12 protein-coding genes are annotated in these 12,242 nt (G+C 64.3%); 9 read left to right on the top strand and 3 right to left on the bottom strand.

Annotation, left to right across the window (positions count from 1 at the left end; all coding sequences use genetic code 11):
* The first annotated feature begins 19 nt into the window (after nt 1-19).
* A complete protein-coding gene (locus M5B96_RS17595; protein WP_248798003.1) occupies nt 20-475 on the top strand; it encodes a YiiD C-terminal domain-containing protein in 456 nt (151 codons plus the stop codon).
* A gap of 75 nt (nt 476-550) precedes the next feature.
* Here the strand turns inward: M5B96_RS17595 and cysQ are convergent, their stop codons facing one another.
* Nucleotides 551-1,396: a 3'(2'),5'-bisphosphate nucleotidase CysQ gene (gene cysQ / locus M5B96_RS17590; protein ID WP_248798002.1), complete on the bottom strand. Its 846-nt coding sequence runs from the start codon at nt 1,394-1,396 to the stop codon at nt 551-553.
* Entirely contained in the window at nt 1,393-1,959 is a 567-nt protein-coding gene (nudE, locus tag M5B96_RS17585) for an ADP compounds hydrolase NudE (protein WP_248798001.1), read from the bottom strand. The genes cysQ and nudE overlap by 4 nt, the downstream gene beginning before the upstream one ends.
* Nucleotides 1,960-2,049: 90 nt before the next feature.
* Between nudE and yrfG the strand changes: the two genes are divergently transcribed.
* The gene (yrfG, locus tag M5B96_RS17580; RefSeq protein ID WP_248798000.1) at nt 2,050-2,712 is read left to right on the top strand and encodes a GMP/IMP nucleotidase; all 663 of its coding nucleotides are present in this window, start codon (nt 2,050-2,052) and stop codon (nt 2,710-2,712) included.
* Between the two features lie 11 nt (nt 2,713-2,723).
* Here yrfG and M5B96_RS32545 read toward each other — a convergent pair whose 3' ends face one another.
* On the bottom strand, nt 2,724-2,849 hold the full coding sequence (locus M5B96_RS32545) for a hypothetical protein (RefSeq protein ID WP_263859607.1): 126 nt from the start codon (nt 2,847-2,849) through the stop codon (nt 2,724-2,726).
* A 136-nt stretch (nt 2,850-2,985) separates the two neighbouring features.
* Here M5B96_RS32545 and M5B96_RS17575 point away from each other — a divergent pair, with 136 nt between their 5' ends.
* The 7 genes from M5B96_RS17575 to M5B96_RS17545 all read left to right on the top strand — a co-directional run bounded on the left by M5B96_RS17575 (nt 2,986) and on the right by M5B96_RS17545 (nt 12,173).
* A complete protein-coding gene (locus M5B96_RS17575) occupies nt 2,986-3,873 on the top strand; it encodes a LysR family transcriptional regulator (protein WP_248797999.1) in 888 nt (295 codons plus the stop codon).
* Between the two features lie 95 nt (nt 3,874-3,968).
* The gene (gene fdhD, locus M5B96_RS17570; protein ID WP_248797998.1) at nt 3,969-4,808 is read left to right on the top strand and encodes a formate dehydrogenase accessory sulfurtransferase FdhD; all 840 of its coding nucleotides are present in this window, start codon (nt 3,969-3,971) and stop codon (nt 4,806-4,808) included.
* Nucleotides 4,805-7,153 (top strand): FdhF/YdeP family oxidoreductase, encoded by a 2,349-nt coding sequence (locus M5B96_RS17565; protein WP_248797997.1) that lies wholly within the window; start codon nt 4,805-4,807, stop codon nt 7,151-7,153. Before fdhD ends, M5B96_RS17565 begins: the two co-directional genes overlap by 4 nt.
* A 208-nt stretch (nt 7,154-7,361) precedes the next feature.
* A complete protein-coding gene (locus M5B96_RS17560) occupies nt 7,362-9,386 on the top strand; it encodes a LodA/GoxA family CTQ-dependent oxidase (RefSeq protein ID WP_248797996.1) in 2,025 nt (674 codons plus the stop codon).
* Nucleotides 9,387-10,490: an NAD(P)/FAD-dependent oxidoreductase gene (locus M5B96_RS17555; RefSeq protein WP_248797995.1), complete on the top strand. Its 1,104-nt coding sequence runs from the start codon at nt 9,387-9,389 to the stop codon at nt 10,488-10,490.
* A 186-nt stretch (nt 10,491-10,676) separates the two neighbouring features.
* Nucleotides 10,677-11,141, top strand: a complete 465-nt coding sequence (locus tag M5B96_RS17550; RefSeq protein WP_248797994.1) for a glycine zipper domain-containing protein — start codon at nt 10,677-10,679, stop codon at nt 11,139-11,141.
* A 714-nt stretch (nt 11,142-11,855) separates the two neighbouring features.
* Nucleotides 11,856-12,173, top strand: coding sequence for a lipid asymmetry maintenance protein MlaB (locus M5B96_RS17545; protein WP_248797993.1), 318 nt, complete (start codon nt 11,856-11,858; stop codon nt 12,171-12,173).
* Nucleotides 12,174-12,242: the final 69 nt, after the last annotated feature.

Below are 12,242 nucleotides of genomic sequence, written 5' to 3'. Positions count from 1 at the left end.
ACCACCAAGAGGTCAGTGCATGAACCGCGACACGCGTTACCTGGAATCCGTCCTCCATCACGACATTCCGCTTACCCGTGAGATGAAACTGAAGGTCCTCGACTGGCAGGCCGGGCAGTTGCGCCTGCACCTGCCGCTGGAGCCCAACGTCAACCACAAGAGCACCATGTTCGGCGGTAGCCTGTATTGCGGCGCGGTCCTGGCCGGCTGGGGCTGGTTGCACCTGAGCCTGCGCGAGGCCGGGATCGAGGATGGGCATATCGTGATTCAGGAAGGGCAGATCGGCTATCCGTTGCCGGTGACCGGGGATGCCCAGGTGATCTGCGATGCGCCGCAGGAGAAGGTCTGGAAGAAATTCCTGGCGACCTACCAGCGTTATGGCCGGGCGCGGTTGACCCTGGAGACGCGGGTGGTGAATGAAGGTAGCGAGGACACGGCAGTGCACTTCAGCGGGCAGTACGTACTGCACCGCTGACAGGAAGAACGGGGCAGCCCCGTTGACCTTGCGGCGCCTGCCCGCGAAGAGGCCCTAAAGGCCACCAAAAGATCTCTAGGGTGTTCGCAGCAAGTCCGGCAGTTGTGCGCGCCATGGCGCATTGGCCGGCAGCGCCAGGAAAAACGGATTGAGCAACGACTCGCGCGGCGGATAGCTGAAGCGTTCGCCGCTCAACTCCAACACCTCGCCGCCCGCGCCTTCCAGCACCCCCTGGGCCGCCGCCGTATCCCACTGCGAGGTCGGTGCCAGGCGCGGATAGAAGTCCGCCGCACCTTCAGCCAACAGGCAGAATTTCAGCGAACTGCCGATATTCGCCAACGCCAACTCGCCCAGGCGGCTGCTCAGCCCCGCCAACAACTTCTCCTGCTCCGGGCTCGAATGCCGGCGACTGGCGACAACGGTAAAGGCCTCCCCCGCCGCTGGTACGTCACGCACCCGGATCGGCAACGGCGCCGCGTCGGCATCCGCGCGCCAGGCGCCCAAGCCGGCACCACCGAAATAGCAGCGCCCGTTGGTCGGCATCGACACCACGCCGAACACCACCCGGCCCTGCTCGATCAAGGCAATGTTCACGGTGAACTCTTCGCTACCGGCAATAAATTCCTTGGTCCCATCCAGCGGATCCACCAGCCACCAACGCTGCCAGCCGGCGCGCACTGCCTGGGCAATATCGGCGTCCTCTTCGGACAACACCGGAATACTCGGGTCCAGCGCCGTCAACTCATCGAGAATCAGATGATGGGCGGCGATATCGGCGGCGGTCACCGGCGAGGCATCGGCCTTGTCCATGACCTGCACATTGGCCCGCCAGAACGGCAGGATGACCTCACCGGCGCGGCGCGCCAGATCGATCACCGGGGCCAGGTACGGGTGCGGCAGATTGGAAAAAAACTCACTCACGATTGAAACACTCCACGCTGGGTCAACAGGTCTCGCACCAGATACAACGCGGCCAGGGCACGCCCCTCGCTGAACTGCGGGTTCTGCACCAGGGCGGACAATTCCCGCAGATTGACGCGCTCGACACGCATCGGCTCCGGCTCATCGCCTTCCAGGCGCTCTTCATACAGGTCGGTGGCCAGGACCACCTGGATCTTCTGGCTCATATAGCCGGGCGACAGGGACAGCTCGGTCAGGTGTTCCAACTGCCGCGCGCCATAACCCGCTTCTTCCTTGAGCTCACGCTCGGCCGCCGCCAGCACGTCTTCGCCCGGTTCGATCAGACCCTTGGGCAGGGACAGTTCGTATTCGTCGGTGCCGCCGCAGTACTCCTCCACCAGCAAGGCATTCTCGGCATCGATCATCGCCACGATCATCACCGCCCCATAACCGGCACCCCGGCCAACCAGACGCTCATAGGTCCGCTCAACACCATTGGAAAAGCGCAGTTGCACTTCTTCAACACGGAACAAACGGCTGCTGGCGACGATTTCGCGGGCGAGGACGGTGGGTTTCTGGCGCATGGGGCGGCTCCTGGGCGTGAACGGGTTACTATACCGTGGCTTTCCGATTGTCTGTTGCCTCCTATCTTTTTACCGTTCGAGAAGTTTCCCATGTCCTCATTGCCCTGGCGCGACATCGACACCGTTCTGCTGGATATGGACGGCACCCTGCTGGACCTGCACTACGACAACCACTTCTGGATGGAGCACCTGCCCCAGCGTTATGCCGAACTGCATGGTGTCAGCCGGGAACTGGCCGAGCAGGAGCTGACGCCGCTGTTCCGGGACAATGCCGGCCAGTTGAAGTGGTACTGCCTGGACTTCTGGAGTGCCGAGCTGAAGCTGCCGGTGCGTGAGTTGAAGCTGGAGACGGCGCATCTGATCGCCCTGCGCCCGGATGCCGATACCTTTCTCGCGGCCATCCGCCAGGCCGGCAAGCGGGTCATCCTGATTACCAACGCCCACCGCGATTCCTTGTCGTTGAAGCTGGAGCGGATCGAGCTGGCACCGTATTTCGAACGGTTGATCAGCTCCCATGACTACGGTTTCGCCAAGGAAGACCCGCAGTTCTGGGACGCCCTGCAGGCCGATATCGGCTTCGACCCGGCGCGCAGCCTGTTTATCGACGATACCTTGCCGATCCTGCGTAGCGCCCGGCGTTTCGGCGTGGCGCATCTGCTCGCGGTCAGCGAACCGGACAGCCGCAAGGGGCCCAAGGACACCGAGGAATTCGCCGCCGTGGGCGACTACCGGACACTGGTCGAAGGCCTGTAATAGAGCTGTTTTCAAAAATATTGCAGGCCCTGAGCCGGCCCGAACCCATGCTGGTCGGCCATGGCTGAACACAGCTGGGGCTTATCGTCAGATGACTCTGGCTTCAATATCTTCTTGAACGTATCTAAAAGGCTCATGGCTCTTTCTCCCTGGATGCAAACGCCAAGACGCGAAAGACCTGATCGGTGACGTCCGGCAAGGTTCCAATCCACCAATCAACAAGCCTAGTCCAGGCGCGCTAGAATCCACGGCTGTACAGCCTGCGGAACGACGATGGACATCAAACAGCTGAAATTCCTGATTGCCCTGGACGAGACCCGCCACTTCGGCCAGGCGGCGGCGCGCTGCCATATCACCCAGCCGACACTGTCCATGCGCCTGCGCAGCCTGGAGGAAGAGCTAGAGCTGCCACTGGTCAACCGCGGCCAGCGTTTCGAAGGCTTCACCGCCCCCGGCGAGCGGGTCCTGGCCTGGGCCCGCACCGTGCTGGCGGCCTACGACGGCCTGCAGGCCGAAGCCGCCGCCTGTCGCGGCAATCTGGTCGGCACCTTGCGCCTGGGCGTGGTGCCGCTGTCCAGTTTCGATCCGGTGCAACTGATGCAACGCCTGCATCAGCAACATCCGAGCCTGCGCTTCGAACTCTCGTCCTCAAGCTCCGAGCAGATCCTCGAACAACTGGCGAGCAACCGCCTGGACCTCGGCGTGTCCTACCTGGAACGCCTGGACACCGAGCGCTTCGAAGCCCTGCCGCTGGACGAAACCGCCATGGGCCTGCTCTACGACCAGCGTTTCTTCAGCTTCAGCGAACAACCCCTGAGCTGGGAAGCGCTGATCGAGCTGCCCCTGGGCATGCTCACCAGCGGCATGCACTTTCGCCAGTCCATCGACCACAACTTCCACAGCCGCGGCCTGACCCCGCAACCGCTGCTACAAACCGATGCCGTTCATCAACTGCTGCAAGCCGTCCATGGCGGCCTGTGCTGCGCAATCATGCCGTTGCATGGCGGTCTTGACGGCCTGACCGAGCATCTGCGCCTGCAACCCATCGCCGAGGCCCGGACCCTGGCGCGCCTCGGCCTGATCATGCGCCGGGGGGCGCCGCGCTCGGCACTGGCGGAAGCCTGTTTCGCGCTCTGCCAACAATCATCAAACAAGGCTTGATCGACGCGCTCTATTAGCAGATCAGTACTAGCGATTAGACGCGACCCTTTGTCGCGCCTAATCTTGACACTGGATATTGCGCCGGTATTGCCCCCATGAAGCCCAAGGATCCGGTCTGCGCGCTGCCTGCCGTCTCGACGGCCGCGCCCGCCGCCAGCCAGAGCTACCAGTACAGCGACCTCGAACGCAGCGAAAGCGCTGAGACGGCGCTTGCCGAAGAAGTCGCCCTGGCCATCGCCTACAACGGTATCAACCAGGCGGTCATGCTGGTCACCCCCACGGACCTGGAAGATTTCATCGTCGGTTTCAGCATCGGCAGCGGCATCATTGCCGACGCCGCGGAAATCTACGACCTGAAACTCAGCGGCAACGGCTCGGCCCAGTACGCCCAGGTGGAAATCGCCAGTCGCGCGTTCTGGAACCTCAAGCAGCAACGCCGCCAACTGGCCGGCACCAGCGGCTGTGGCCTGTGCGGCGTGGAAGCGCTGGAACAGGCGCTGCCCGAGCTTCAGGCGCTGCCCGGCGCGCCCCTGCCGCCGGCCGCCTGGCTCGATGGCCTGCGCCAGCGCATCAGCGCCTTCCAGCCCCTCGGGCAATATTCCGGGGCCGTGCATGCCGCGCTGTTCATGAACGACCAGGGTGAACTGCTGCTCGGCCGTGAAGACATCGGTCGCCACAACGCCCTGGACAAGCTGATCGGCGCGCTGATCCGACAGAACATCCCGACCGCTGGCGGCCTGGCAATTGTTACCAGCCGCTGCAGTCTCGAATTGATCCAGAAAGTCCTGCGCGCCGGCATCCAGACCCTGGTCAGCCTGTCGGCGCCCACCGGCCTGGCCCTGCAGTGGGCGCGCCGGCACAACCTCAATCTCATCCACCTGCCGCAAAAGAATGCGCCGCGGGTCTACAGCCCTGCGATGGAGAAACCCGCGTGAGCAATCATCAACAAGCCGATCAGACCCCCACCCCGCGTTACAAGCCCTACAAGGGCGCGGCCGGTGGTTGGGGCGCGCTGATCAGCGTCGCCCAGGCCTGGCTGACCAGCGACAATGCGCTGAAGAACCTGCGCATGATGCTCAAGACCAACCAGAACGGCGGCTTCGACTGCCCCGGCTGCGCCTGGGGTGACTCGCCGGAAAGCGGCATGGTCAAGTTCTGCGAGAACGGCGCCAAGGCGGTCAACTGGGAAGCCACCAAACGGCGCGTGGATGCCGCGTTCTTTGCCAAGCACAGCGTCACGGCACTGCTCGAGCAGAGCGACTACTGGCTGGAATACCAGGGCCGCCTGACCGAGCCGATGAGCTACGACCCGCTCACCGACCGTTACCGGCCGATCAGTTGGGAAGCCGCCTACGCCTTGGTGGCCAAGCATCTGCTCAACCTGACCAGCCCGGACCAGGCCGAGTTCTACACCTCGGGCCGCGCCAGCAACGAGGCGGCGTATCTGTATCAACTGTTCGTCCGGGCCTTCGGCACCAACAACTTCCCCGACTGCTCGAACATGTGCCACGAGGCCAGCGGCGTGGCCCTGGCCCAGAGTGTCGGGGTCGGCAAGGGCACGGTGACCTTCGACGACTTCGAACACGCCGACGCGATCTTCGTCTGGGGCCAGAACCCCGGCACCAACCACCCTCGGATGCTCGAACCGCTGCGGGAAGCGGTGAAACGCGGAGGCCAGGTGGTTTGCATCAACCCGCTCAAGGAGCGCGGCCTGGAACGTTTCCAGCACCCGCAGCATCCGCTGGAAATGCTTACCAACGGCGACAAGCCGACCAACACCGCCTATTTCCGCCCGGCCCTGGGCGGCGACATGGCCCTGCTGCGCGGCATGGCCAAGTTCCTGCTGCAATGGGAACGCGAAGCGCAGGCGGCGAACGCGCCGTCGGTGTTCGACCATGACTTCCTCAACGAACACACCGCCAATGTCCTCGACTACCTGGCCGCCATCGACGATACGCCCTGGGAGCAGATCGTTACGCAATCGGGCCTGCCCCTGGTGGAGATCGAGCAGGCGGCGCGGATGTACGCCAAGGGCAAGAACGTCATCATGTGCTGGGCCATGGGCATCACCCAGCATCGGCACTCGGTGGCGACCATCCAGGAAATCGCCAACCTGATGCTGCTGCGCGGCAATATCGGTCGCCCGGGCGCGGGCCTGTGTCCGGTGCGTGGCCACAGCAACGTGCAGGGCGACCGCACCATGGGCATCAACGAACGCCCGCCGCTGGCCTTCCTCGACGCCCTGGAGCGGCGTTTCCAGTTCAAGGTGCCGCGCAGCGACGGGCATAACGTGGTCGAAGCCATCCACGCCATGCTCGACGGCCGGGCCAAGGTGTTTATCGGCCTGGGCGGCAACTTCGCCCAGGCGACCCCGGACAGCCCGCGGACCTTCGAAGCCCTGCGCAACTGCGAGCTGACCGTACAGATCAGCACCAAGCTCAACCGCAGCCACCTGACCCACGGCAAGGAAGCACTGATCCTGCCGTGCCTGGGCCGCACCGATATCGATATCCAGAGCGAAGGCGCGCAAGCCGTCACCGTCGAAGATTCGTTCAGCATGGTCCATGCCTCCAACGGCCAGTTGCAGCCACAGTCCAAGCAGATGCGCTCGGAGCCGGCGATCATCGCCGGCATCGCCGCCGCGACCCTGGGTGCCAACCCCGTGGACTGGCACTGGCTGGTGGCCGACTACGGGCGCATCCGCGACCTGATCGCCGACACCATTCCCGGTTTCAAGGACTTCAACCAGCGTCTCGCCCACCCGGGCGGTTTCCACCTCGGCAATGCCGCCGGCACGCGGCGCTGGCACACCCCGTCGGGCCGGGCGAACTTCCGCTCGAACAGCCTGCCGGCCGACCTGATCCACGAACGCATCCACGCCACCGGCAAGGTGCCGCATCTGATCATGCAGTCGATGCGCTCCCACGATCAGTACAACACCACCATCTACGGCCTCGATGACCGCTACCGTGGGGTCAAGGGCCAGCGTGACGTGCTGTTCGTCAATGAAGCGGACATCATCCGCCTGGGCTTCAAACCGGGCCAGAAGGCCGATATCGTCTCGCTCTGGGAAGACGGTCGCGAGCGCCGGGTCAAGGGCTTTACCCTGCTGGCGTTCGATATCCCCGCCGGACAGGCCGCCGCCTACTACCCGGAAGTGAACCCGCTGGTCCCCCTGGAAAGCATCGGCGACGACAGCCACACCCCGACCTCCAAGTTCGTCGCCATTGTCCTGGAGCAGGCCAGCGAAAGCGGACTGATCATGGCCAAGGCGGGCTGATCGACGCCTCGCGAAGCGCGCTATAACCAGCGCTGTGGTTCGCCGCCCGGGCAATAGCAAAAGGCCATTCGACAAACCGGGGCTCCTTTACTAGAGTCTGCGGGCGGTGCTCTTCATCCACTCATTCGAATGTGATGTGCGGCACCCGCCCAGGGACCCTGCCCGCCCGTCGGGCCTGTCCTCCCAGCACGGATTGCGGAGAGCATTTATGTCGATCACGCCCGGTCATACCACGCATTATCACGGCGATAACCCTTCCTCCCCCAGCAAAGACAATCGCATCGTCAGCGCCGCGATCCACCCCGCCATCGGCGTGGCGCGGGTCGGCAACAGCGAGGCGGAATACTTTGTCGGGCCTCTGGTGACATCGCCCCGGCCCGAACCCCTGGGTTTCTACCGCGATGCCCAGGGCGCACTGAAGCGCCAGGCCGCCGAGTTCCGGTTGTACGGCTACAACCTGGCCGGAGAAGTGGTCGCGGAACTGACCGCGGAAAACGCCGATATCGTCTGGTCGGCCCACGTCGCCAACAGCAAGGCGCAGTGGTACCAATGGCAACTGGCGATGGATATCCCCGAAGCCGCCAGCGTGGTGCTGCCCCTGCGCAACGCGAAGATCACCGACCCCAAGGCCCGCGCGGCCCTGACCATCGACGGCGGCCTGCAAAGCATCAGCGGGCCGAACCAGGGTGGCGTCGAATTCAACGGACACTACCAGGACACCCCGGTCAACCTCGGCGAACTGCGCACCGATGCCCAGGGCCGGCTGCTGTTCCTCGGTGGCCGCGGCGTCTCGGCCTCGCCCAACGGCACGCCGATTTTCAACCCGGCCGACGGCAACAGCTTCATCAACGCCGACGGCTGGTTCGACGACACCTCCGATGGCCCGGTCAGCGCCCAGGTCAGCATCGGCGGGCGCTCGATCCCGGTGGAGTCGGCCTGGGTCGTCACCGCGCCGCCGAACTACGCGCCGCAGGTCAAGGCCGTGCGCACCCTGTACGACCTGACCTACGACCTGTTCATCCAGGCCGGCTGGCTGACGCCGAACACCTCGGTGTCGTTCCGTCATGACGTCTACCCGATTCTGCAGCGTCTGTCCGGCCTGCAATGGGTCAACCAGGGCTTCGCTACCCAGTTCGGCCACAACGGCCGCTACAACTTCGAAGACCCGGCCTTTATCGCCCAACTGGCGAGCAAGCCGGCCCCGGGCAACTATGACCTGTTCGCCGAAACCCGTCGGCAGATTTTCAACAGCTTCCGCCAGCCCGACCCGACCGATGGCAACGTATTGCCCTGGCCATGGATCTATGGCGACTACATGAGTTCGGTGCCCAACCAGAGCCCACGGCAGAATTCGGCGATTACCCAGACCCAGTACCTGGTCCTCGGCAGTTGGGCCGCCGGGACCTTCGAGGCCGACTGGAGCAACGAGCCGCCGCCGGGGCACCTCGACTCGGTACCCTTGGCCGAACAGCCGGCGATGCTCGACCGCGCGGCCCTCGACTTCTGCCTGGCCGATGCCTTCCATCCCGGCTGCGAACTGACCTGGCCGATGCGCCACCTGCCGCTGTACGCCAAGCCCTGGCGCATTCGCCAGCGTCCGGCGAACAGTCCGCGGCCCGACTACGGAGCGACCCTGGACCAGACCCAGGCACTGGCCGTCGGCGGTCCGCTGTATGGACAGGCCCCGGGTGACCTGAATCGCTGGATGGGGCTGCCCTGGCAGGCCGATACCGCTTATTGCCGTGGCGGCTACGACCAGGCCTACAACCCGTTCACTTCGACGTTCTGGCCGGCCCGCGTGCCCAACCAGGTCCTCAGCGATGCCGATTACCAGCTGGTCATCGACCCCTCGGTGGCACCGGAACAGCGGCGCGACGCCTTTGCCGAGCGCAGCAACTGGAACGCACCGCTGGACATCAACTCGCCGAAAAAGACCCCGACCGCCGTACAGATGCAGACCATGGTCGATATCTTCGGCTCCATGGGCCTGCTGGAAGTGCGCCAGGGTATTCCCGGCAACCCGCTGTACCCGGAGACCATGATGGTCGCCAGCTATGGCCCGGCCATTGCCCAGGCACAGACCTTTGCCAGTGCGCAGTTGGCCGCCGACTTTGCCGCGGCGGGCAGTCCGCCAAGCGCGGGCCCACGCCCGCCCAAAGGCGCCAACTTCGGCAGCCAGGAAGAAGCATTGCAGGCACCGCGCGCCGTCAAACCCGGAAACCGTCCGGTCTAGATGGAGAGCTACGACGTCGCCATCATCGGTGGCGGCCCGGCCGGCTCGGCGACCGCCATTACCCTGGGTCGCCTGGGCTGGCGAGTGTTGCTGGCCGACTCGGCGCCCGTCGGACGCTTTCGGGTGGGCGAAGGCTTTCCGCCTTCGGCGCGCTCGCTACTGCGTGACCTGGGGGTGCTCGACGGCTTTCTCGGCGCCGGGCACCGCACCAGCTACGGCAATGTCTCCATTTGGGGCTCGGACCAGCCGCACATGGACGACTTCATCTTTCACACCCACGGCCAGGGCTATCAACTGGACCGTGCCGCTTTCGACCAGCAACTGCGCGCGGCGGCGCGACAGATCGGGGTGTCGGTGCAGCCCTCCACGCGGCTGAGCCAGACCGCCGCCGAGGACGGTTTCCAGCTGTTGCTGTCCCGCGACGGCCACGAGCAGTTGGCCCACAGTCGCTGGCTGATTGACGCCGGCGGCCGCCCGGCGGTATTCGCACGCCAGCAGGGGGCAGAGCGTCTGACGGATGATCGGCTGGTGGCGTTCTATCTGTTGTTGCACAGTTCACAAGACAGCGACCAGGACGGTCGGACCCTGGTCGAGGCGGTCGAGCATGGCTGGTGGTACAGCGTGCTACTGCCGTCGGGGGAGCGCTTGGTGACCTACCTCAGCGACCTCGACCTGCTGGATCGCCAGCAACTGCTGAACAGCGAAGGCCTGTGGCAGCAGTTGGCACAGACGCGCCTGCTGTGGGGATTGTGCCAAGCCCACGGCTACCGCCCCGGCACCTCGGTGCATGGCATGGACGCTGGCAGCGGGAGGCTTTCGCGGTTCCACGGGGAACGCTGGGCGGCGGTCGGGGATGCGGCCTTGTCCTTCGATCCGCTGTCCTCGCAGGGCATCGCCACCGCGCTCTACTGCGGCCAGCACTGTGCCCGGGCCGTGCATGGCGCGCTGCAAGGCGACGTGCAAGCATTGCCCGGTTATGCCGATCTGCTGGCACGGATCTACACCGCTTACCTGGCCAACCGGCAGCAGTTCTATGGAATGGAAAAACGCTGGGGCGAATCGATTTTCTGGAGCCGGCGCCAAGTCCGGAAAAACGCTTTTTAGCGGCGCGGAACGCGCGAAACGGGCTGGTTCAAGCGACTTCAGACCGCCTAAATCCGACTAAGTTCCCCAATAAAAACAGTAAGTTATGATTTTGTATACAAGCCGTGCTATTCGTCGGATTGCCATTGTAACTATTCCTACACAAGCCTCAGGATCGCGCCGTCATCCCTTGGAGGCTCCTCTCACATGAAGTTCTCGTCGATTCTTTTGTTGTCCCTGAGCCTGGCCAGTGGCTTCGCCTCAGCCGGTGGTACCGCCGAAGCCGGTATCGGTGGCGCATTGGGCGGGGTACTCGGTTCGGCCGTTGGTCAGTCGCTGGGCGGCAACACCGGCTCGACCATCGGCGCGGCACTGGGCGGCGCCGGTGGCAGCGCGGTCGGCGCCAACCGACACAGCCGTGGCGAAGCCGCCATCGGTGGTGCCCTGGGCGCGGCCGGCGGCAACGTTGTCGGGCGCAGCATGGGCGGTACCAACGGTGCCCTGCTCGGCTCGGCGGCCGGCGGTGGCGCGGGCGGCGCGTTGGGCAACTACATGGGCAATTCCAGCGAGGGCGAAGGTCGCCGCTACCGTGGTGAGCGCCGTGACTACCATGGCGAACATCGCGGTCACGGTTATGGCCATCGCAAGCATCGTCGGCATTGGGATGACTGATCGTCCCGCCCATGCATAAAGCCGGTCGCCCCGCGCGCCATCCTGATTGCATTGTTCGTGCACTGACGAAACGCGTCATAAGGCGGCCACCTAAGCCGTCTGACAACACATACACCCTGTAGGAGCCGGCTTGCCAGCGATGGCGGGCGCAAGAACGATGCATGGCTCAAGGCAAGGCGGCTCCTACAGGGTTCGTGGTGCTCATGGCAGGAGGAGTTACATTCCATTACATCTTTTCTGCTGGCGAACCTTAAGCCTAATTCCTAGAAGCCGCCGACTAGAGCCTTTGCACCATTCTTTCAGCAGCCAGCGTGGCTGTTGCATGATGGTCAAATACCTCGCCTGACGATCCGTTTCAAAGCTCGGCCGCGTCCCCGAAAACCGGGCCGTTCGTCCCTTCGGATTAAGGGTTATCCCGATATTGATATCAATATGCTACCGATATGATCCGCCGACCTTGAACTATGCAATGGAAGCAGGAGATGCGGATCTATCTTGGCGTCGGGTCAGGTATCGAGTTAAGTACTGCCGGGCAGTTCTTCAATCAGTCCCTTCTCACTGGAGCAGGTCCGGTCATTGTCACGGTGGCCACCCCCGCCCTGCGTGCCACACAGCGTTCGATCGTTGCACCAGTCCCGCCCCTTGCGCCAGTGCCCGATAGCAACGAGACCGACCTCGCGCACCGGCTCGAACCGCTGTTGGGATGACCACGCCATGTTCTCGCTGACACCTGCCAAGGACGATACCCTTGCGCAACTGCACGTGACCGGCGACCTGACCCTGTATGAGGTCAGCAGGGCGCGCGACCAACTGCTCAGCCTACTACCGCTGCCGGCAGGCCCCTGGCAACTGGACCTGGGCGACCTGAACCAACTGGACAGCGCCGGTGCGCAATTGCTCCTGGCGATCCAGCGGGCCCTGTCGTCCATCGACCAGCCGACCACCGTGTCGCGGGTCTCGCCCAGGGTGCATGAACTGCTGTCCCTGCTGAACCTGGAATCGCTGTACCCCGCCGCCCCGAACGAGGACTGATCGATGCTCAGTGGCGAACCATGGAATCTGCTCCCGCAGGGCTTTCTCAGTGTGCCAGGCGCCGACAAA

It is taken from the genome of Pseudomonas sp. MWU13-2105, assembly GCF_023242315.1.
Taxonomy (GTDB): domain Bacteria; phylum Pseudomonadota; class Gammaproteobacteria; order Pseudomonadales; family Pseudomonadaceae; genus Aquipseudomonas.
Note: the sequence above shows the minus strand (reverse complement) of the source record. Positions and strands in the feature narration are given on the sequence as shown.

Coding starts and splice junctions, on each gene's coding strand:
- M5B96_RS17575 (WP_248797999.1), top strand. CDS start 2,986: ATGGACATCAAACAGCTGAAATTCCTGATTGCCCTGGACGAGACCCGC.
- yrfG (WP_248798000.1), top strand. CDS start 2,050: ATGTCCTCATTGCCCTGGCGCGACATCGACACCGTTCTGCTGGATATG.
- nudE (WP_248798001.1), bottom strand. CDS start 1,959: ATGCGCCAGAAACCCACCGTCCTCGCCCGCGAAATCGTCGCCAGCAGC.
- M5B96_RS17550 (WP_248797994.1), top strand. CDS start 10,677: ATGAAGTTCTCGTCGATTCTTTTGTTGTCCCTGAGCCTGGCCAGTGGC.
- M5B96_RS17545 (WP_248797993.1), top strand. CDS start 11,856: ATGTTCTCGCTGACACCTGCCAAGGACGATACCCTTGCGCAACTGCAC.
- M5B96_RS17595 (WP_248798003.1), top strand. CDS start 20: ATGAACCGCGACACGCGTTACCTGGAATCCGTCCTCCATCACGACATT.
- fdhD (WP_248797998.1), top strand. CDS start 3,969: ATGAAGCCCAAGGATCCGGTCTGCGCGCTGCCTGCCGTCTCGACGGCC.
- M5B96_RS17555 (WP_248797995.1), top strand. CDS start 9,387: ATGGAGAGCTACGACGTCGCCATCATCGGTGGCGGCCCGGCCGGCTCG.
- M5B96_RS17560 (WP_248797996.1), top strand. CDS start 7,362: ATGTCGATCACGCCCGGTCATACCACGCATTATCACGGCGATAACCCT.
- M5B96_RS32545 (WP_263859607.1), bottom strand. CDS start 2,849: ATGAGCCTTTTAGATACGTTCAAGAAGATATTGAAGCCAGAGTCATCT.